At 30.0% G+C, this 22,005-nt stretch carries 16 protein-coding genes and 1 tRNA gene; 4 read left to right on the top strand and 13 right to left on the bottom strand.

All coding sequences use genetic code 11. The features are described 5' to 3' along the window. Positions 1-138: 138 nt before the first annotated feature. Positions 139-213 (bottom strand) — tRNA-Gln (locus DR024_RS02420). 145 nt (positions 214-358) lie between these two features. On the opposite strand from DR024_RS02420, the gene DR024_RS02415 reads away from it, so the two are divergent. Next, positions 359-925 (top strand): hypothetical protein, encoded by a 567-nt coding sequence (locus tag DR024_RS02415; protein WP_027096878.1) that lies wholly within the window; start codon positions 359-361, stop codon positions 923-925. A 205-nt stretch (positions 926-1,130) separates the two neighbouring features. Next, entirely contained in the window at positions 1,131-2,471 is a 1,341-nt protein-coding gene (locus DR024_RS02410; protein ID WP_111918110.1) for a dicarboxylate/amino acid:cation symporter, read from the top strand. An 85-nt stretch (positions 2,472-2,556) separates the two neighbouring features. On the opposite strand, the gene DR024_RS02405 is transcribed toward DR024_RS02410, so the two are convergent. The 6 genes from DR024_RS02405 to DR024_RS02380 form a co-directional block, all read right to left on the bottom strand. Further along, the gene (locus DR024_RS02405) at positions 2,557-2,967 is read right to left on the bottom strand and encodes a hypothetical protein (RefSeq protein WP_146742879.1); all 411 of its coding nucleotides are present in this window, start codon (positions 2,965-2,967) and stop codon (positions 2,557-2,559) included. A gap of 80 nt (positions 2,968-3,047) precedes the next feature. After that, positions 3,048-4,229 (bottom strand): cation:proton antiporter, encoded by a 1,182-nt coding sequence (locus DR024_RS02400; RefSeq protein ID WP_111918106.1) that lies wholly within the window; start codon positions 4,227-4,229, stop codon positions 3,048-3,050. Between the two features lie 110 nt (positions 4,230-4,339). After that, positions 4,340-5,272, bottom strand: coding sequence for a siderophore ABC transporter substrate-binding protein (locus DR024_RS02395; protein ID WP_111918104.1), 933 nt, complete (start codon positions 5,270-5,272; stop codon positions 4,340-4,342). A gap of 19 nt (positions 5,273-5,291) precedes the next feature. After that, positions 5,292-6,047 carry an iron ABC transporter ATP-binding protein gene (locus DR024_RS02390; protein WP_111918102.1) on the bottom strand — a complete coding sequence of 252 codons (756 nt, stop codon included), beginning with the start codon at positions 6,045-6,047 and terminating at the stop codon, positions 5,292-5,294. Next, entirely contained in the window at positions 6,044-6,994 is a 951-nt protein-coding gene (locus DR024_RS02385) for an iron chelate uptake ABC transporter family permease subunit (RefSeq protein ID WP_111918100.1), read from the bottom strand. Before DR024_RS02385 ends, DR024_RS02390 begins: the two co-directional genes overlap by 4 nt. Further along, positions 6,984-7,937 carry an ABC transporter permease gene (locus tag DR024_RS02380; protein ID WP_111918098.1) on the bottom strand — a complete coding sequence of 318 codons (954 nt, stop codon included), beginning with the start codon at positions 7,935-7,937 and terminating at the stop codon, positions 6,984-6,986. Before DR024_RS02380 ends, DR024_RS02385 begins: the two co-directional genes overlap by 11 nt. Before the next feature lie 169 nt (positions 7,938-8,106). On the opposite strand from DR024_RS02380, the gene DR024_RS02375 reads away from it, so the two are divergent. After that, positions 8,107-8,802 carry a helix-turn-helix domain-containing protein gene (locus DR024_RS02375; RefSeq protein WP_111918096.1) on the top strand — a complete coding sequence of 232 codons (696 nt, stop codon included), beginning with the start codon at positions 8,107-8,109 and terminating at the stop codon, positions 8,800-8,802. A gap of 74 nt (positions 8,803-8,876) precedes the next feature. On the opposite strand, the gene DR024_RS02370 is transcribed toward DR024_RS02375, so the two are convergent. Next, the gene (locus DR024_RS02370; protein ID WP_051195866.1) at positions 8,877-9,818 is read right to left on the bottom strand and encodes an AraC family transcriptional regulator; all 942 of its coding nucleotides are present in this window, start codon (positions 9,816-9,818) and stop codon (positions 8,877-8,879) included. Between the two features lie 201 nt (positions 9,819-10,019). Here DR024_RS02370 and DR024_RS02365 point away from each other — a divergent pair, with 201 nt between their 5' ends. Further along, positions 10,020-11,885 carry an alpha/beta hydrolase gene (locus DR024_RS02365; RefSeq protein WP_111918094.1) on the top strand — a complete coding sequence of 622 codons (1,866 nt, stop codon included), beginning with the start codon at positions 10,020-10,022 and terminating at the stop codon, positions 11,883-11,885. A 58-nt stretch (positions 11,886-11,943) separates the two neighbouring features. On the opposite strand, the gene DR024_RS02360 is transcribed toward DR024_RS02365, so the two are convergent. The 5 genes from DR024_RS02360 to rlmD form a co-directional block, all read right to left on the bottom strand. Then, a complete protein-coding gene (locus DR024_RS02360) occupies positions 11,944-15,738 on the bottom strand; it encodes an alpha-amylase family glycosyl hydrolase (protein WP_111918092.1) in 3,795 nt (1,264 codons plus the stop codon). 234 nt (positions 15,739-15,972) lie between these two features. Then, positions 15,973-17,445, bottom strand: a complete 1,473-nt coding sequence (locus DR024_RS02355; protein ID WP_049180389.1) for a glycoside hydrolase family 1 protein — start codon at positions 17,443-17,445, stop codon at positions 15,973-15,975. A 12-nt stretch (positions 17,446-17,457) separates the two neighbouring features. Next, positions 17,458-19,287, bottom strand: a complete 1,830-nt coding sequence (locus tag DR024_RS02350) for a beta-glucoside-specific PTS transporter subunit IIABC (protein WP_099328913.1) — start codon at positions 19,285-19,287, stop codon at positions 17,458-17,460. Between the two features lie 170 nt (positions 19,288-19,457). Then, positions 19,458-20,303, bottom strand: a complete 846-nt coding sequence (gene licT, locus DR024_RS02345) for a BglG family transcription antiterminator LicT (protein WP_049180391.1) — start codon at positions 20,301-20,303, stop codon at positions 19,458-19,460. A 338-nt stretch (positions 20,304-20,641) separates the two neighbouring features. Beyond that, positions 20,642-22,000 carry a 23S rRNA (uracil(1939)-C(5))-methyltransferase RlmD gene (gene rlmD / locus DR024_RS02340; RefSeq protein ID WP_111918090.1) on the bottom strand — a complete coding sequence of 453 codons (1,359 nt, stop codon included), beginning with the start codon at positions 21,998-22,000 and terminating at the stop codon, positions 20,642-20,644. Positions 22,001-22,005: the final 5 nt, after the last annotated feature.

Here is a 22,005-nt window from a genome sequence, read left to right as displayed (position 1 = left end):
TTATATTAAATAAATACTAACTTTATTTATAATTATTTAAGCTAAATAATATTAAACTCTCATTCTCAATCTTTTTAAGATATATTTTCTTAAAAATAAAAAAGACTATCCTTATAAACTTGGATAATCTTTTATATGTGGCTAGGGTAGTCGGATTCGAACCGACCATACTCAGAGTCAGAATCTGATGCCTTACCACTTGGCTATACCCCATTAACAATATTATTATAGCACATTATTGTATATTTTCTATATTTTTCTTAAAATGTGCTTTTTCACTTTTCTCACATTTTATATGTCAACACATATTATAATATTGAGATTTAATTTTACAAAAGTTTAGAGATTGAGGTGTATTATGAAAAACTATATAAACAATAACTTTATAAAAGAGTTTGAAGAAGAAAAAACTATATATGATAACTATGATATAAATGAATTCTGTGATCCATGTGAACCTTCTAAGCACTGCGAACCATGTGATTCTCCAAAACCTTGTGATATTTACAAACCATGCGAAATTTATGAAACTTATGATACTCCTGTAGATGAATATAATTTGCCTTATAACAACTTTAACATGGATAAATATTTAAAAAAGCAAAATAGTATAAACTCTTACAAGTACAATGATTTTGATAGCTTTAAAAAAGGAACAAATGATTGCTGTAAATGTAAGGAATGTTCTAACAAAAAGTTGAATAGTATTTTAACAGCTATGTCATCAGCTCTTTATAGCATTGGAAATGATACAGACAAGCTTCAATGTCTATATAAGGACCTTGATTGTTTACTTCATGAATGCCATTTAAATAAAGATCAAAAACATGCTATAAAATGCTTACAAGAATCAATAGAAATACTCGTATTTGCTTCTAAAAAAACAGATGCAGCTCTTATTGATGTAAAGAATGCTTTCTGTTAGATAATAATATTTTGTAGAATATTGACGAATACATTCTTATACTGTATACTTCTAAAACGTAGGATACCTTTAAACTAGTCCTGTGAGACTAATAAGGAAGTATTACATTATTTATGTATTTTATACGCCTTAGTATCTTAATTGGTATTAGGGCGTTTTTATATATCTGGTATCCTATATATTCGGAATTATTATGGAGGATACTATGAAAAAACAAAACTCAAACAAACTAGCTATTCAAATGGCAATATCTTTAATTCTAGGTTTAATTGCTGGTACTGGATTTATATTATTAAGAGAGAGCTTATTAAGCAATGGAAATATTGATTTATGGACTACAATAAACAACTTATTATTCCAAGATATATCTGCCGAAGGATCTCAAAATGCTCTAGGATTATTCTATATAGCAGGACAACTATTTGTAAACTCATTACAACTTGTAATTGTCCCAATGGTATTTACTTCAATAGCTTTAGCTATGTGTAAAGTTAGTGACACTAAAAAACTTGGCCGTATATCTTATAAAACAATATTAGGATTCTTAGTTACATCATTATTTGCTCTTATATTAGCTGGAATCTTTGGATTTGCTGCAAATAAGATGGGATTATTTAATGTAAGTATAGATAACTTAACTTCTCAAGCTGGAAGCGCTGGTTCTAACCCGTTATTAGTTATAGTAAAAGCTATACCAAATAACATAGCTGCAACTTTCTCTCAAAATGGTAGCATCTTAGCTGTTGTTTTCTTAGCTGTGGTTACTGGTCTTTGCATAAACCACTTAGGTGATCAAATTCAAGTATTAAAGAAGTTACTAGAAGATGTAAATAATATAATTACTGTATTCTTAAGCTTTATTATAACTAAATTTGGACCTATTGCTATATTCGTACTAATAACTAGAACTTTCGCAATATATGGTGTTGATCACTTGAAACCAGCCTTAGCTTATGTAATAACAACAGTATTAGCCTTATTACTATTCTTAACACTTGGCTATGCTATTTTTGTAGCACTGGCTGCTAAGCTAAATCCAATCACTTTTGTTAAGAAGATATCTAAAGTTGCTTTATTTGGATTTTCTACATCTTCATCAGCTGCAACTTTACCACTTAACACAAAAACAACTGTTGAGGAATTAGGTGTTAGTGATGAAATAGCTTCATTTACATTACCACTAGGAATGACTATAAATATGAACGGAACTGCAATAATGCAAATTATAGCTGCTATATTTATAGCATCAAGTGCTGGATATGAAGTAACTATTGGAAACATAATTGTTATAGGGTTACTTGCTCTTATAGCCTCAATAGGTACACCTGCTGCCCCTGGTGCTGGTGCAATAATACTATTTACTGTATTAACTGGAATGGGATACAATAATGATGCTGCATTGCTTGCATACTCATTAATCTTAGCAATAAATAGACCTGTAGAAATGTTAGTTACATCCTTAAATGTTGTTGGTGATTCAGCTACAGCAGTAGTTGTTGCCAAGTCAGAAGGGATGCTAGACGAAGATAAATATAATGCAATATAATAAAAATTCCTGCTTGTGCAGGAATTTTTATTTTCAGAATCATTTTTAAAACTATTATTCTGTTTATCATTTTTATCTTGCCTCTCTACCATTCCTTATAACTCTTTTCTTCATATTGGAACGAGTCATAAAGTTCTCTAAACTCATTTAAAGCTTTATCATCTATCTTGTAGCAATTCTTATCAATATACAATCTATCACCTACAAAAGAAACATAATTAGTACTACCAATCTCATTTACTTCTATAAAGAATTGCCATCCATTTCTCCCATCATCCTTAACCTCTTCTTTAGGTAAATCATTAAGAAATGTTACTATCTTTTCTATATCTTCTTTCTTATCAATATCTTTAAACTTAGGTGGAGATGGTAACGCTTGTATTCTAATATTTGATATCTTTTCTGAATTCAATTGTGTTTTACTTCCACATAGAAGTATTATAATGATAAAAATAAAAACAATAGCAACTAAAAATATTTTTCTTTTAATTTTCACTGCTCCTCCTCCCTTCATTATTAATATCCATTAACTTAAAAGCCGGTAACAACAAAGTTTCCTTCTCATTAATACCATATTTATATATTTTTTTCTTTATAAACTATTTTTAATATTATAGGCGTTGCTATAGCACAAACCACCACTAAAATAATTATTGGAGCTAAAAATACAGGATTCATAATCCCCATAGATATTCCTTTATTAGCTACAACTAAAGCCACCTCACCTCTAGCTACCATTCCAATACCAACTTGTAATGCTTCTTTATTGTTAAACCTGCATAACTTTGCTCCAAGTCCACATCCTATAATCTTTGTTATTATTCCTATACCAACTATACAAATAGTAAATAGAATTATTCCCGAGGACATTTTACTTAATGACACCTTTAACCCAATGCTTGCAAAGAATATTGGCGAAAGTAACATATAAGATAAAGTCTCAAACCTTGCATTTATATAACTTGTCTCTTTATTATTTGACAAAACAAGTCCAGCTATAAAAGCTCCTGTTATATCTGCGACTCCAAAGAATCTTTCTGCTACAAATGATAACAATAAGCAAAATACAAAGGCTGCTATAACAAATCTTCTCATATCACTATCATATCTATTTACAAATTTATCAAAGCATTTATAAAAAATGTACCCTGATACTCCAGCAACAGCAAAAAATAATATTATCTTTATTAATACTAAAATTACGCTTACACTTGCATCATTAAAACTTGTAACTATAGTTAATGCAATTATGCCTAATATATCATCAATTAAAGCCGCTCCTAATATAGCATTTCCTGTTCTGCTATTAAGCTTGCCAAGCTCCTTTAAAGTTTCTACAGTTATACTTACTGATGTAGCAGTTAATATTATTCCTATAAATATATTCTCTATTAATTCATTTCCAGCAATACTTGCGAATTCCCCCATATTAAAAATATAGGCTACTGCAGTTCCCCCTATAAGAGGTAGAATAACTCCACATAAGGCAATTATAAAAGAAGCTTTTCCAGTACTTTTTAGTTCATTAATATCCGTAGATAATCCAGCTGTAAACATAATTACTATAACTCCAAGTTCTGCTATTTGTTTTATAAAATCAGTTTCTGTAATTACATTAAATACAGCTGGTCCTAATACTAATCCAGCTAATAAAGCCCCTACAACCTGCGGCATTTGGAATTTCTTTGTTACTATTCCTAACACTTTTGTACTTAATAAAATTAGAGCAATATCAAATAAATATCTATATGATAACATGCTTCATCCCCCTTTGTATTTAAATTCACTTATATTCTAATCCTTTTTATGGAATTTAAGAACAAAAAAAGGAGAAATTGCTTATCAATTTCTCCTTTTTCATAATTCATTTACTTTAAAGCCTCTAACACTTCATCAACCATCTTTTGTGTTGATTCAATACCACCACTTATTGTGTACCAAACATCAGCATCTAAATATACTATATTCCCATTCTTATATGCATCAGTTTTCTTTATAATTTCATTATCAAACATTTCCTTCGCTGAAGTATTTCCACCTGTTACAGCTGCTCTATCTATTACAAATAAATAATCTGGATTTTTATCTAAAATGTATTCAAATGAAGCCTTTTGTCCATGTGTTGATGATTCTATAGTCTTATCAACCGCTTCAATTCCAAACTCCTTGTGAATTATTCCAAATCTTGATCCTTCTCCATATACGCTAAATGCATTATCATTAGCTAAAGCTATTAATGCATTTACACCTTCTGCTTTTTCATTAACCTTACCTATAGCTTCTTCAACCTTAGCAACCTGAGTTTTAACTTCTTTTTCTTTATCAAATATTTGTCCTAAAGTTTCCATATTCTTTTTGAAAGAACCTAAATAATCAGTATTATCAACTCCTAAATAAATTGTTGGAGCTATCTTATTTAATTCTTCATAGTATGATTCTAATCTTCCTGACATTATTATTAAATCTGGCTTTAATTCATAAACTTTTTCCATATCAGGTTCTTTTAAACTTCCTACATTTTCGTACTTACCATCTTCATATTTGCTTAAAAGACTTGGTAAATTTGATTTTGGTAAACCTATTATCTCTACATCTAAAGTATTTAAAGCATCTGCTATACCATAGTCAAAAACTATAACTCTTGAAGGATTCTTTGTTACTTCTGTTTCTCCTAATTTATGAGTGATTTTAATCTTCTCTCCATCTGCTGAAACACCATTTCCTGCAAATTTAGTAACACCATAAATACCAAATATAACTGATATAATAACTATCATTGAAATTATTGTCTTTTTACTCATTTTTATCTCTCCTTTTTATTTAAAAATATACACATATTTTTCTGTTATCTATATTTTGAATATCAAATTTTATTTCATAAATACTTTCAAGTTCTTCCTTTTTAATTGTTTCATCTGTAGGACCATCCTTAACTACTTTTCCATCCTTTAAAGCTACAATATAGTCTGAATAGCAGGATGCAAAGTTAATATCGTGTATTACTATAATAACTGTTTTTCCAAGCTCATCAGTTAATCTTCTTAATATCTTCATAATCTCAACTGAATGCTTCATATCTAAATTATTTAATGGCTCATCTAGTAAGATATAATCACTGTTTTGAGCTATTACCATGGCAATATATGCTCTTTGTCTTTGACCACCACTTAGTTCATCTAAGTACTTATCTTCAATATCCTTAAGCTGCATATATTTAATTGCCTTGTCCACAAATTGAATATCTTCATCCTTTAAATTTCCTTGGCAATAAGGAAATCTTCCAAAGCTAACTAATTCTCTAATAGTAAGCTTTATATTTATATTATTAGATTGCTTTAATATAGAAACTTTCTTAGCAAGCTCTTTATTATCCCATTCTAATATTTCTTTACCATCTATTAAAACTTCACCTGCATCCCTTTTGATAAGTCTGCTTATTATTGAAAGCAAGGTACTTTTACCTGCCCCATTAGGACCTATAAATGAAGTTATTTTTCCTTCTTCTATTTTTAAAGAAACATTGTCTACAACATTCTTTTTTCCATATTTCTTTGTAATTCCTTTTACCTCTATCATTTTGCTCTCTCCTTCATTACAAGATAAATGAAATAGATTCCTCCTATAAAGTTGATTATTACTCCTATTGTCATTCCATAGTTTAATATTCTTTCAACTATAAGTTGTCCACCTATTAAAGCTATTACGCTAATAAACCCTGTAGCTATTCCAAGTTCACTATGCTTATATGTCTTAACAAGTTGTCTAGCTATATTTACTACTAGAAGTCCTAAGAATGTTATAGGACCTACTAATGCTGTAGATACTGATGTAAGTATTACTATAACTACAAGCATCTTCTTAGTAATCTTATCATAATCAACTCCCAGGTTTATCGCTTCATCTCTTCCTAAAGACATAACATCTAATTTTTTTAAGAAATCTATACTGAAAACTATACAAAGCGCTATTGCTACAGTTGATAATAGCAATATTTCAGTATTTATATTATTAAAGCTTGCCATCATTTTGTCCTGTACCATTTGAAACTCTAATGGATCAATTAATACTTGCATAAACGTTGTTAAGCTTTCAAATAATGTTCCACATATAACCCCTATTAATAATAGTGAGAATATATTGTTACTATTTTTTCTAAATAAGAATTTATATATTAGTGAAGAGAATATAATCATTACTATTATTGATATAACAAAGTTTGCATTCTTCCCATTTACTACTCCTGAACCTGACCCTAGAATAAATATTAGGGTTGTTTGCAAAAGCACATATAATGAATCTAGTCCCAATATACTAGGAGTTAAAATTCTATTATTAGTAATTGTTTGGAATACTAAAGATGAAAACCCTATTGATATACCAACTAATATCATTGCTATAATTTTAGGTATACGTCTTGATAAAGCATAATCAAAATTATTTGCATTTAATCCTATGAATAAAAAGATTGCTACTAATATTGTTGCTGCTATTCCTAATCCTAAAAGTAATTTCTTATGCTTCATTTCCAGACCTCCTTATTATCATATAAAGGAATATTGCACTTCCGATAACTCCCACTGTTGTTCCTATAGATATTTCAAATGGGAATATTACTATTCTTCCAAATATATCACAAGCTAAAAGGAATATAGGTCCAAGTAATGCTGTATGGTATAAGGAATTTTTCAGGTTATCTCCTAGATAAAGACTAACTATGTTTGGAACTATTAACCCAAGAAAAGGAATATTTCCTACAGTAATAATTGTTACTGCTGAAATTACAGCTACTATAATTAGTCCGATATTAACTACTGAATTGTACTTTAACCCTAAATTAGTTGCAAAATCTTCTCCCATTCCTGCCACAGTAAACTTATTTGCATAAAGGAATGCAATTACAACTACAGGTATACTTAAGTACAATAATTCATAATTCCCTTTCATTATCATAGATAAGTCACCTTCCATCCATGAGGAAAGATTTTGAATCAAATCATACTTATAAGCAAAAAATGTAGTTATAGAATTTACTACTTTCCCTAGCATCATCCCTAACAAAGGTATAAAAATTATATTTTTAAATTTTATTGCCTTTGTCATTTTCATAAATATCATTGTACCTACTAAAGAGAAGGAAAATGATATAATCATCTTTTGCATTGTTGTTGCAGACGAAAATACCAGCATAGATGCTAATATACCAAGCTTTGCAAAGTCTACAGTTGCAGCAGTTGTAGGAGAAACAAATTTGTTTCTGCTTATCTGTTGCATTATAAGACCACTTATACTTAATCCAATACCTGCAACTACTATACTTACTAACCTTGGAACTCTACTTGTTAATAATATTTCTATTTTTGTGCTCTCTAAAGCAAATATATCTGTTAATTTAATATCAGTTACCCCTACGAATATAGATAATACCGATAGTATAATTAATATAAGAACTAAATATTTCTTTTTCATCTGTTCACCTCTAAATGATACTTTGACAAACTCTATGTATATTGATATAATTCAATTGATATTTCTTGATAATGATTCTCATTAATAATATCAAGTTTATCATTCTCTGTCTTATAAAATATTTTGTTTTTTTATAAAATATTTAGGCAAAACTTTTGGAGGAAAATAAATGATAACTTTATTAGATAAAGCAAAAGAGAATATAGATAACTTCCACAATTGTACTCATCTTAATATTGAAGCTTACAATGAAAATGGAAATTTACTATTTTCATTAGGTAATCCTGTTAATGCTGATATTCACAAAATTCTAGAAAGAATTAGAAAGGAAAAAAACATTATAAATGTTAATAGACAACATAATATTTTTATTACAATATGTCCTATAATCCCTAACAACTATTCTTATGGATTTTATGTAATTGGTCCCTATTCTACAGATAAGAATAATAAAGAAAATATCCAATACAAACCCATTCATTGCCTCCCTCATTTAATAGAACTGCTTTATGTAAATATAGAGATAGAGGAAGAAAAACATAATCTTAATGTAACAAAAGCTATTAAATATATTGATTCTCACTATTCTCAGGATATTAATTTAGATGTAATATCTAAAGAATTAACTCTTAATAAAACTTATTTGTGTAATGTATTTAAGAAAACTAAAAATAAAACTGTTATAGGATACTTAAACGAACGAAGAATAGAAAAAGGTAAAGACCTTTTAGTAAGTACAGATATGAATATTGCAGATATTGCATTATCTATTGGTTATTCAAACCAAAATTATTTTAATACAGTTTTTAAGAAAAAAGAAAATATTACCCCTTTAGAATTTAGAAACAAATACAAGAATATCTAAATACTAAAATATAAAAAGGAAATGTAGGTATATTTAATATATCTGACATTTCCTTCTCTTTACTCTATGACTAACTATATATTAGGTTCAAATAAATTAAAATCTTGAAAAGCCCTTCTAATAATATATAGTGCATCTTCTTCACTATATATTATTTGATTATTTCCGCCTGATGATGGCTTTTTTACCATTGTAGTAGATGAACGATTTTTAAATTCTTTTGGTGTAGAATTACAATATCTTTTAAAAGCTTGGTTCATATAACGATAATCTGAAAACCCACAATGATAGCAAATATCTATTAACTTCATATTAGTAGTAAGAATCATGTCTCTTGCATGATTAAATCTTACAAAAGTTAGATAATCCTGAAAATTCTGCTTTAAATGTTCCCTAATAAAATGGGATAAAAAGTATACAGATAATCCTTCTCTATCTGCAATATCCTGTAATGATATTTTTTCATTATAATGTTCTTCTATATACCTTGTAATCCTACTTAAACGTAATTTATTGTGACAAATTGCTCCATTATAATCAGTATTTAATTCATATTTTGAATATTGATTTAATAAATAGAAATACATAATATTAATCATACTTGCACAGTTTATTTGATAATATTGTGGCTTTTCTATATAAACTTCTCCAAGCTTTAAAAAAGTATAAATCAATAAATTATGCTTGATATCATATCTACAATGATCAGTAAAAACCACATGACTAATTTGGGGAAAATATCCTTCAAAATACTTAGGTAATATTTGCAAACATAAAAATATTGATGCTTCCTCCTGTGAAATTATTTCATGCTTATCATTACTATTAAGTAAAATAACATCCCCCGGATGAAATTGAAATTGTTCATCATTAATAATAAAAATAGGGCTACCTTTAAAAACAAATAACATCTCTACTTCAGGGTGAAGATGGGGCTCGCGATAATCAACTTCCACCACAAACAAATTCATATTTTTTATATTTGGGTAATCAATGATTTCTAGTTTCTGATTCATAATATCCCCCCTTTGATAACGTTATTATAAAAAGTTTTATCATATTTGAAAAGTATATTCTTGTTACCACAACAACATTGTCATATAAACTGAACACAATAATGATACAAATGAAATCGTTTGCCTATTATAATAATCACGTACAGTTAAATTATTTATTAACTTAAGATCAAATTTTCATTTATGTGAAGGGAGAAACATATGAAAAAGAAATTTATAGCTAAACGCGGACTAATTTTCTCATTAATTTTCACTCTATTTTGTTTAATTAGTTCTAACTTACTTCTAAGTAACTTTGGAAAAGTAAGAATTGAAACTACAACAATACAAACACGATCTGGTAATAATGTTAGTATTCGTGTTTATAGTCCCAAAAATGCAACATCAGAAAATAAAGCTCCTGCTGTTGTATTTGCTCATGGTTTATCAACAACAAAAGAATGTTATGCTCAATATGCATTAGAATTATCTCGTCGTGGATTCGTTGTTATAACACCTGATATGTTAAACCATGGTGGTTCTGATATAACCTCTTATGAAACATTCTTCACTGATATCAACACAGAAGGATATGGAATCTACTCTGCTGTAAGATATGCAAGCGATTTAGATTATGTTGATTCAAACCAAATAGGTATAGTGGGTCATTCAATGGGTGGGAATGCTACAAATATTAGTGTTACTTTAGATAATATGGGCCCTAATAAATTAATCTCTTCAGTATACCTTATTGCAAGTAACCCTACTTTTAAAGATTTTGAAGGAAACTGGGCAAACGTATATGGAGACCGTAGTGTAGGTCTTTACTATACATTCTACGACCATGTTTATTTCAGTACTCAAGATGATACTGGAAAAATAATATCAGCTCAAGAGTTCTTAGGTTCTAATGAAGCTAAATCCTTCGCTAGTTTTGGACAAGCACCATCTGCATTCCCAGGTGATGAAGTACTTCCTGGACATACATACTCAACTGATATAAATGGTAAACAAGTAATTCGTCGTATTACAAAAGCTAACGAAATTCATCCAAAGCCACAAGGTGGTAGTGGTGCTGTAGCATCAGTAGTGGACTTTTTCCAAGAAACATTAGAAGCTCCACAATATAAACTTGGTAGTATGCAAATTTGGAAATTCTATAGTATCGCATCTATTTTAGGACTTGCTGGTGCCTTAGCTATATGTATATTTACAATTGCAGTATTAACAAAGACAAAATTCTTCTCTAGCTTAAAAGCTGAAGATAATAAACAATTACGTCCTGCCCCAAATAAGAAAGGGAAAATTTGGTTCTGGTCATTAACCATTCTTAACTGTGCATTTGCTTTCATAAGTATATCTTTAATCTTTAATAAAGGATTAGGATACTTTGTAACAAATCAATTGCCACAACAAACAAGTAATATATATGCTTTATGGGCATTGGCTAATGGACTTTTCATGTTATTTACTTCTTTTGGTTCTTACTTCTTATATGGAAGAAAAGAAGGAGATACTTTAAAGCAATGGGGTGTAAGAATTCCATTTATTGATGTTATAAAGTCAATATTATTAGCTATCATAGGAATATTAAGTGTACTAGCTGTTGTGTATATTGCACAATATATATTCCAAATAGATTTACGTTATTATCTATGGGGAATGCGTGAATTACCTTTAGATCACTTATACTTATTCTTTACTTACCTACCATTCTATTTATTGTTTGGTATCGCTGTTAGTATTGCAATAAATTCTGCATACTACTCAAAAATTGGTAAAGAGCCTACATGGTTAAATGATTTATTCTTTGCATTTATGAATATGATCCCTGCACTTGTAATCACATTTGTTGGATACTATTTATTTGCTAAGACAGGGGTACAGCAAAATATATTTGGATCAACATTTACATTCACATATATGATTAATGCAATACCTGTATTCCCAATAGCTATACTTGTATTACGTCGTATATTTAAATATTGTAATAATCCTTATATTCCTGGAATTATAGTAGGAAGCTTACTATGCTTCATGCAAGTTGCTTCAGTATTTACTTGTCATACATTCATGTTCATGGGATAAGATAATAAAATATTTTAAAAAGGATGTATCAAAATAAATTTTGATACATCCTCTTTTATTATTTAGCTACTTTCTTTTTGTTTTTAATAATAGTAATAGCTCCTAATGAAGTAAACATTAAGGCTACTAGGAATATAACTCCTTCCATCTTTAAAGAATCACCAGTCTTAACAGTATCCCCACTTTCATCTTTGTTAACTCCATTATTTACATTTCCATTATCTGAATCACTAGATGTCTTTTTAGTTGTTAATATAACTGTTCCCCCCTCACTCATAGCCGGTATCGCCACATTTACTACTCCATTTTCATTAACCTTATATTCCTTATTGTTATAACGATCAACAAGTACAGTTCCTGCCTCATATGGAACATCTATAGAGCGTTCCTGTTCCACCTCATCAATATTTAGAACTGTAACTACAGATTCACCGTTATAAGCTCTACTAAATGCACTAAACTTATCTTCATCGCCGCCGGCAATAGTTACTCTATCACCTTTAGAAAATACTAGAGAGTTATCCTTTCTTATATTTAATAATTTCTTATAATGATTATAAACTTTTGCATATTCAGGATCTTCTAATCTAGAAAAATCCATATCATATCTGTTAGCATCACCTAATTCCATTCCGTTCTTACCAGTCATGCCTAACTCTTCACCATAATAAATTACTGGAATACCTTTATCAGTTATCTGAATAGCTGCACCTATCATTTGCTTTCCTAAATTATAGTCTACAGTTGTAAGGAATCCATCCTCATCATGGCTACTTAAAAATTGCCCTAAAAGATAAGTATTACTAATCTTATCTGCTCTAGAATTTAAGTAGTCAGTTGTTTCTGTTATCTTTCCATTCACAAAATCCCTAGCTTTATTCTTATATTGGAAGTCTAATAATGCATCCATTTCACCATTTTCTAACTTGTTAAATGTTGAATCTACATCAGCTCCATAATATTCACCTATCATCTTAAAGTTAGGATCTATCTCTGTTACGCTGTTTTTCAATGATTTCCAAGTAGCTCCCTCTACATGTTTAACTGTATCAATTCTAAAGTAATCAATAGTATTACCTTTATTAGTCTTTGATTTTTCAATCCAAGATTTTTGCCAGTTTACAAGAGTTTCTCTTACTTCTGAATCTTCAGTTCTAAAATCAGGTAAACCTGATACTTCTTGAGTTTCGAAGTCATTTCCTGCAACATCCCTAAACATGTTTTCAAATAATCTTCTATCCTCATTAGTAGGATAATTATTAGCACCACTATTTCCTTCTTCTTTATTCATTCCGTAACCTGCATGGTTTAAAACTACATCAACCATAAGCTTTATATCACTATCATGAGCTGTATCTATTAATGTTTTTAAATCATCCATTGTGCCTAAATGTGGATCTAAGTTTTCAAAATTCTTCGCCCAGTATCCATGGTAAGAATATTGATTTCCATCTGAAGAAAATTGTTGATTAAAATCTGTATTTTCTACAATTGGAGTAATCCAAATAGTATTTATACCTAAATCCTTTAAGTATGGAATCTTTTCAGTTAATCCCTTTAAGTCCCCCCCATGGTAAGTAAATGGATTGCTCTTATCATAGTTGTTTCCATTTGGATCATCATTACTTTCATCACCATTGAAGAATCTATCTGTTACAGTAAAATAAATTCTTGCTTCATCAAATCCAAAATCTTCATCGCCTATAGCTGTTTTTGATTTTACAGTTAGGGTTGTTTCAATTTCGTGTTCTTGTCCATTCTTATCAACTACTACTATTGTTATACTTTTATCACCTGATGTTACAACATCTTTTACCCCGATAGTTTGGCTAATAACATTATTATTTAATAAAGCTAAATCCATAGGAACTTTATTAGATCCACCAACTTCTGATAAATCCATATAAATTTCTTTTATATTATCTTTGCTTACATCTTCATCTAAAGTAACCTTAACTACTGTGTTTTGATCATAATCAACTTCTTTAGGTGATACTTCAGCTACTCCGTTAATATAATATAACTTTAAGTCTACAACACCTGATTTAGCCTCTTCTCCATCTACTATAAAGGTATATTCATATCTTCCTTCTTGAATATTGTTAAGCCTATACTCAAAGTATTGGTTGGTAGAATCATAAGGCATATCATATAAGTTAGAGTTACCATTTTCATCTTCAACTTTTACCTTAACACTTTCAATTTGATCCTGTGCATTATTAAAATATAAATTCCTATCCCTATATCTAAATAATATAGACTTATCATTTATATTAACTTCTGCATTCTCAATTGATGGTACTTGGAAATAATCTTTTTCTCCACTTGCTACTGTTACCTTTGTAATATTAGATTTAGGATCTAAAGTTATATTTCTATCACTTCCAAATGGATCCTTTTCTACCCACTCCCCTTTTCTAATAATAAAACTTATTGTAGATGCGCCCTCTGGAACTAAGAATCTTGCTGTAGCAGTATCTCCATCAAAAGAAGAGAAGTTCTTTTGCATTCCATCAAAGCCTGCCGACCACATCCATATATTCCAATCTTCAAAATCTTTATCTGGTTTTACATACTTAAACTCTACATACTTATTTTCTACTTTACTTTCTTCCCCAACATAAATTGCAGAGTTACCATCAGATATTACTTGGTTACCTGAATCTAAGAAAGCATCTGACCAATCATTGCCACTATGAGGTTTAAATTTATATACATATTTACCTTCTGGAACTTCTAATGTTGTTGAGAAAATACCATTCTCTCCTTTTGTCATTTTGACTTCTTTACTTACATTCCAGTCTACTTGTGGGAATGAACCTATTAAATATAATTCGTCTCCATCATACTTAGTATTTATCGTTATTTTATATTTTCCATCTGTGCCTTGTTCTATTGTATATGTTGGTACTGTTACTACTGAGTTACCATTTGAAGTGTTCTCATTTGAAGGATCAGTGAACCAGTTATTATTTTCATCAAAGAACTTGTATTCATATACTTGTCCAGGTTCTAATGCTAAAGTAGTATAAAAACTTCCATCCTTACTCTTTTGCATTGTGATTGCATTAGAAGCCCAATTTGTCATGCTTCCTGCAAGCTTTACTTGTTCACTATCATGATTTACTCTAAAGGTTACTGTACCATCCCCATTTATTACAGGACTTTGTAGGCTCCCTTTTATTTCTACTACAGAGTTTCCCTCTGCAGTTTCATTAGGGTTGTTAGGATCCTTAAACCAAGTATCTCCTGTAACATACTTATATTGATGAATACCAACACCAAGCTCTAATGTTACTTCAAAAACTCCATCTGTTCCTTTAGTCATTGGTCTAGCAGTAGGATTCCAACCATTCATAGTTCCAGCTATATAAAGCTCTTCAGAATCATACTTAACCCTAAAAGTTACTGTATTATCGTCATTTTTTGTAACACCTAAAGCTTTAATAACTAAAATAGAGTTTCCATCTGGTGAATATTCTTGGGTGAAAGACCCCTCCCAATTGTTACTATTAGGCTTATATTTGTATTGATATCTTCCTGGTGCTAAAGGTACTTCTGTAGTATATCTAAATACACCATCATCGCCCTTAGTCATGGATTCTTGTCCTGATTCCCAACTAGTCATATCCCCTGCTAAATAAAGGGTATCCCCTTCATACTTAACACTAAAAGTTACGGTACCATCTTCGTTAACTCTTGGAGATAGTATTTCAACTCTCATTTGTGTTTCCTGTTTAGTCTCTTGTGCATTTATTGACACCTCAGGAATAGATACTAAACTAAGGCAAAATACTATGGCTAATACCGCTGCTATCTTACCTCTTAGTCTTTTGAAATTATTGACAACCATATTCTCCCTCCTTTTTTAATTTTTGTATATGTTTTCATTAATATATTACTACAATTTTGCCCATTTTTACCTTATTCTAAAAATGAGAATTTTACATATATTTCCTAAACCTAAGGATAACTTTTCATTCTATTTTTGAACATAAAAAAATAGTTCATCTAAAAGATCAACTCAAAAAATAAAGAAGCCCATTATGAATAACACTCATAATAGACTTCCTTTCCTTTAATTATTTTATAAGCCTAATTCTTCTCCATTAGAAGATATAACCTTCTTATACCACTCAAACGAATCCTTTTTATATCTTTTCATTGTTCCATTACCTTCATTATCAAGGTCTACATAAATGAAACCATAACGCTTTTTCATTTCTCCAGTAGAAGCACTAATTAAATCAATACATCCCCAAGGAGTATATGCAATTAAATCAACCCCATCTTCTAAGGCACCTTCCATTGCTTTAATATGTTCTCTTAGGTATTCAATACGATATTGATCATGTACTTTTTTATCTTCTGTTAGTTCATCTATAGCTCCTAGCCCATTTTCAACAACCATAACTGGAATTTCATAACGATTATAGATTTCATTTAAATAATAACGTAAACCTATAGGATCCATTCCCCATCCCCATTCAGAATATTGGATATATGGATTTTTTGAACCAAGACTAAAATTACCTAATCCATCCTTAGCCACATTTTTATCGGCTGAAGTACAAGTTGTTGAGTAATAAGAGAAGCTAAAGAAGTCAACTTTTCCTTCTTTTAAATCTTTAATATCCTCTTCTGTATATTCTAGATTAACATTATCTTCTTTCCATAATCTCTTTGCAAATACAGGATATTCTCCACGTACCATAACGTCTCCACAGTAATAAAAACTATCCTGCATCTTCTTTTGATTTTTTAATACATCTTCTGGAGCACATGTTAATGGATACGAACATGCTCCAGCTATCATACATCCTACTTTGTATTCTGGATCAATAGAATGTGCACGTTGTACAGCTCTTGCACTTGCAACAAACTGATTATGTAACGCTTGATAATTATTCGCTATATCCTCCTTTGACATGTTAGGAATAAAATCTTTGAACATTAGAAGGCTATTTATTTCATTAAATGTTAGCCAATATTTAACTAATCCTTTATATTCATTAAATAATACTTCAGTATATCTATCAAATAGTGAAATAAGTTTACGATTTTTCCATCCATCTAATTCTTCTTCTAAATAAAGTGGTGTATCATAATGAGAAATTGTAACTAAAGGTTCAATATTATATTTTTTAAGTTCTTCAAATACATCACGATAAAAATCAAGACCTTTTTTATTTGGCTCTTCTTCTATTCCATTTGGAAATATTCTTGACCATGAAATAGACATACGAAACATTTTAAATCCCATTTCTGCAAATAGAGCAATATCTTCTTTATAATGATGATAGAAATCAATTGCATTATGGTTAGGATAATAATACCCATCTAAAATTACACCCTTTGCATCTTTTGGATATGGTGTAAATTGAGGTGCTAGTCCTGTTTCACCACTTGGTAAACGATAAGTTACACCACGTGGCGTAGTAGCTGTTCCAGCAGTTGTAACATCTGTTTTTGCTAGTCCTCTTCCATCTACATTATAGGCACCTTCACATTGATTGGCAGCAGTAGCACCACCCCAATAAAAATCTTTTGGAAAACTCATGTTATATCCCTCCTAATGTACAACTGTAAGAAGCTCATCTCCAGCCTCTACACTATTCTTAGTTGTTTCTATAATATCTAAATAATTGTCAGTATTAGTAATGATAATAGGTGTTTCTACACTATACCCTTCCTTTTTAAGCTGTTCCATATCAAAAGTTACTAATAAATCTCCCTTTTTAACTACGTCACCTTGCTCTATAAAGCTATTGAAATACTTTCCTTCTAATTGAACAGTATTATATCCAATGTGAATAAGCACTTCACAGCCATCTTCTGATACAATTCCAATAGCATGTTTTGTAGGGAATAATGTACGAACTGTTCCATCAAAAGGTGCAACTATTTTCCCTTCAGTAGGATTAATTAAAATACCTTTTCCTAATACTTCACATGCAAACGCCTCATCAGCAGATTCCTTTAATGGTGATATAGAACCTTTAGCTGGGGCAAAAACAACTTCTTGTGTTGATCTTTGAACTTTATTATCTGATTTTTCTTCAATTTTATCATCTTTAAACATTAAATAAGCTAATACAAAAGAAATAATAAACGGAACTGCTACAGCTATGATAAGTGGTAATATTTGTGGTCCTTTAGGATTTAATAGCCCTAATAACCCTATAACTCCCATACCTGTATATGTATACATCATAATATTAGTAAGGTAAACTACAATAGCAGAAGTAGCTGCACCAATACAAGAAATAACAAACATCTTAATACGTGGTAATGTTACTCCATAAATAGCTGGTTCAGTAACACCAAATATTCCTGAAATAAATGCTGGAAGAGCAATTGATTTTAACTTCTTATCTTTAGTTCTTATATAAATCGCTAAAACGACACCAATTTGAGCAAAACATGAGAAGAATGTATACGCCATTAATTGACTAGGTATACCTTGCATTAAATCCATAAATGGGAACATGAATAATACTCCATGAACACCAAATAATACGAACACTTGATAGAATCCAGCTAAAAGAGTCCCTGCAACTATTGGGCTAACTTTAAGTAATGAGTTAATTCCAGTATTAATTCCTACACCAATTAAATTTGCAATAGGTCCAATTAAAACGAATCCTATAGGAACAACAATTACTAATACAAGTACTGGTACAATAAAATTACGAACAAGTTCTGGCACATATTTTTTGAAAAATCTTTCTAAAGGTGCCGCTGCAGCAATCATAAATACAACTGGTAAAAATGTTCCAGTGTAAGTAGCATTAAATACATGTCCAAATAAATTAATATCTACACCATTAATTGCTGGATAACACATAATAGCACCAATAAGGAAACCTAAGTAAGGATCCATTTTTAATTTCTTAGCCACATTGTAACCAAGCATTAATGGTAAGAAGAAGAATATCGCATCTCCAATTGCCATCAATAAAAGGTAAACCCCATCTTCAGGTGTAACAACTCCTAAAAAAGTTAATAAAGTTGTTAGTCCCTTAACAATACCACTAGCACAAATCATGTTTAAGCAAGGTCCCATTCCACCCATAACTACACTTAAAACACGATTAAACAAGCTTGCTTTTTTTTCTTCAACCTCTGTTCCTTCTTTTCCACCATAAGCTTGCATTCCAATCTTTTCACAAACTTCAGCATATACATGAGGTACATGTTCACCAATAACCACCATATATTGTCCCATGGCTTTCATAACAGTAATTACGCCATCCATGTTCTTCAAAACATCATCATTTGCAATACTTTCATCTTTTAGATTAAAACGTAAGCGTGTAATACAATGCTTTAAGTCTATAATATTTTCTTTTCCACCGACATTTTTAATAATATCCTCTGCTAATTTTGAGTATTTTCCCATTTTTTTCTTTGCCTCCATTTTTTCTTAACATTCAAAAACTGAAGGTTTAGCCAACTTAATGTTACCATCCAAACAAAAAATAAGTTTTAACATAATAATACAGCCATTAATCACATCCATTTCTACTAGTATATTGATATTTAAATACCTATAAAGGCATATTAACTTAATTAAAGTTTAGTTTTATAAATGACACGTTCAATATGAATTGTAAGATACAATTGCTCTTCAGGAGATAGCTCATAATTATACTTACTTTTTATATAATCATTAATTTTTCCTACACACTTATATGAAGTATGATATTTTATTTTAACAACATCTAATAATCCATCATTACTTTCGTCATCAATTGTTTTTCCTAAAATTAGTCTTTGAGCAAAAAACTTAAGATGTGTAATAAAACGATAATAATAAACTGAATTAGTATCAAATTCAACTCTAAAATAATATTTAACAATGTTAGATATCTCTTGCATAATACGAGTTATATCAATAATTTGCTCCATATTGCTTTCATCCATTTCTGCATTCACAATATGCAAAGCAATAAACCCAGCCTCATCATCAGGTAATCTTACCTTAAATAACTCTTCAATCATATCTAGTGCATTCATACCAATTTCAAACTCATCTTCATAAAAACGTTTGATATCCCAAATCATAGCGCTCTTCATACTAATTCCTTCTAAATAACGAGAAATAGCAGTATATATATGATCACTTAACGATATTATTAAGCTATCATTCAATCTTTTTCCTAACTTTGTTTCTGCTAAATGTATTATTTCGTCTGCAAGTTTAACATGGTCTAGGGGTATATTTAATAATAACTGCTTAAACTTTTCATTCATTCCTTGATCTTTCAAAACGAAAACTTTATTAACTTCCTTACTATCAACTTCATCACCAATTTTCTTTTTAAAAGCAATACCCTTTCCACAAACAACGCACTCTTTTTCATCTTTATCAAGAGTGATTATAACATTATTATTAAGTATTCTATGTATTATCATATTACTATCCTCCAAAACAAAAAAACCCATCTATAAGCAAAATGAGTATAGTATCCCCACACTGCTTATAAATAGGTCTAGCTTGCATTAAAACAATTACCATCCTAATTTCTATTCTTATTGATTTTATAATATCACAACAATTTAACCTTTGCAATCCTTTTCTTAAAAATAAAAAGGCCTAGATTACTCTAAGCCCTCAATATCAATCATTATATTTTGCCTTCGTAAACTTAACAACCAACCTCAGCAGTAGCTTCGTTCCAATCATAGTTCACTACATTCCTATTCTTGGTAAGCCCCTGCAAAAGTAATATCCTTAAAACTTGTTAAGTCAGCTAAAGCTTTCTTACAAGTTTTATTATTACTTCACCATGTGGGGTGTTAGGGAACATATCCTTAACTCTAGTCTTTATAACCTCATATCCAGCATCAATTAGTACCTTTAAATCAGTAACTAATGTCTTAGGATTACAAGATACATATATTATTTCCTTAGCATTAAACTTAATAACATATTCTAATGCCTTTGGATGAACCCCGCTTCTTGGTGGATCCAATATAATTATATCTGGTTTATCCTTAACATTTTTAATTGTTACAGCAACGTCACCAGCAATAAACTCACAATTATCTAATCCATTAAGTTTAGCATTTTCCTTGGCAGCTTCAACAGCCTCTTCTATAAGTTCAATTCCAACTACCTTTTTAGCATTTGGTGCAACTATTTGACCTATAGTCCCAGTTCCACAGTAAAGGTCGAAAACAACTTTATTATCAGCATCTCCCATATATTCTCTAACAATACTATAAAGACTTTCTGCACCCTTAGTATTAGTTTGGAAGAATGAGAATGGTGATATATTAAACTTTAGCCCTAATAATTCTTCTTGAATATGATCTATACCATAAAGAACATTTACCTTTTCAGGCACAACTGCATCTGAGAAGGAGTTGTTTTCTGTATGGATAATAGAAACTAATTTTCCTTCATACTTAGCATTCTTTAGTATTTCTACATACTCATCTAAATTAAAATCTATTTGAGTTGTAGTTACTAGGTTAACCATAAGCTCCCCTGTATTCTTAGCTTTTCTTATAACTAAATGTCTTAAATATCCCTCTCTCTTCATTACTCTATAGTAAGGTAAATCTTGCTTTCTAAAGTAATTAACTGTAAGGTTTATTATAGTTCTAAAATCTTCATCAACTATTTTACATTCATGAACATTTATAATTCCAAATGATTTATTCTTTATATGCATTCCAAGAGTCAGTTCTCCACCCTTTTCCATATCTCCAAAAGTGAATTCCATCTTATTTCTATATTCCCACTGATCCTTACTTCCAGTAACCCCTTCATAATTTCCTGTAGGAACATCTGCATTTATAAATAATTCTTTTACCTCATCACTTAATAACCTTAATTGTTTATCATAAGATAAGTTTTGTGATGAGCACCCTCCACAAATACCAAAGTGAGGACATTTAGGCTCTATTTCATATTCAGCTCTTTCAACAACTTCTAAAGCTTTTACTTCTGCATAATCAGCTTTTTTCTTCTTTACTCTTCCCTTAACCACTTGACCTGGGAATGTATTCTTAACATAAATCTTTCTATCTCCCTCAGTTCCAATACCTATAGAAGGAAATTCTGTCTTATCTATTTTTACTAGTATTTCGCTGCCTTTTCTCATGTTCA

It is taken from the genome of Clostridium paraputrificum, assembly GCF_900447045.1.
GTDB classification, from domain to species: Bacteria; Bacillota; Clostridia; order Clostridiales; family Clostridiaceae; genus Clostridium; species Clostridium paraputrificum.
This window is presented reverse-complemented; position numbering and strand designations above follow the sequence as displayed.

Bases quoted from the DNA above. Each gene is read 5' to 3' on its own strand.
- DR024_RS02385 (WP_111918100.1), bottom strand. From the start codon at position 6,994: ATGAAGCATAAGAAATTACTTTTAGGATTAGGAATAGCAGCAACAATA.
- DR024_RS02410 (WP_111918110.1), top strand. From the start codon at position 1,131: ATGAAAAAACAAAACTCAAACAAACTAGCTATTCAAATGGCAATATCT.
- DR024_RS02360 (WP_111918092.1), bottom strand. From the start codon at position 15,738: ATGGTTGTCAATAATTTCAAAAGACTAAGAGGTAAGATAGCAGCGGTA.
- DR024_RS02365 (WP_111918094.1), top strand. From the start codon at position 10,020: ATGAAAAAGAAATTTATAGCTAAACGCGGACTAATTTTCTCATTAATT.
- DR024_RS02380 (WP_111918098.1), bottom strand. From the start codon at position 7,937: ATGAAAAAGAAATATTTAGTTCTTATATTAATTATACTATCGGTATTA.
- rlmD (WP_111918090.1), bottom strand. From the start codon at position 22,000: ATGAGAAAAGGCAGCGAAATACTAGTAAAAATAGATAAGACAGAATTT.
- DR024_RS02390 (WP_111918102.1), bottom strand. From the start codon at position 6,047: ATGATAGAGGTAAAAGGAATTACAAAGAAATATGGAAAAAAGAATGTT.
- DR024_RS02375 (WP_111918096.1), top strand. From the start codon at position 8,107: ATGATAACTTTATTAGATAAAGCAAAAGAGAATATAGATAACTTCCAC.
- DR024_RS02400 (WP_111918106.1), bottom strand. From the start codon at position 4,229: ATGTTATCATATAGATATTTATTTGATATTGCTCTAATTTTATTAAGT.
- DR024_RS02350 (WP_099328913.1), bottom strand. From the start codon at position 19,287: ATGGGAAAATACTCAAAATTAGCAGAGGATATTATTAAAAATGTCGGT.
- DR024_RS02395 (WP_111918104.1), bottom strand. From the start codon at position 5,272: ATGAGTAAAAAGACAATAATTTCAATGATAGTTATTATATCAGTTATA.
- DR024_RS02355 (WP_049180389.1), bottom strand. From the start codon at position 17,445: ATGAGTTTTCCAAAAGATTTTTATTGGGGTGGTGCTACTGCTGCCAAT.
- DR024_RS02370 (WP_051195866.1), bottom strand. From the start codon at position 9,818: ATGAATCAGAAACTAGAAATCATTGATTACCCAAATATAAAAAATATG.
- DR024_RS02415 (WP_027096878.1), top strand. From the start codon at position 359: ATGAAAAACTATATAAACAATAACTTTATAAAAGAGTTTGAAGAAGAA.
- licT (WP_049180391.1), bottom strand. From the start codon at position 20,303: ATGATAATACATAGAATACTTAATAATAATGTTATAATCACTCTTGAT.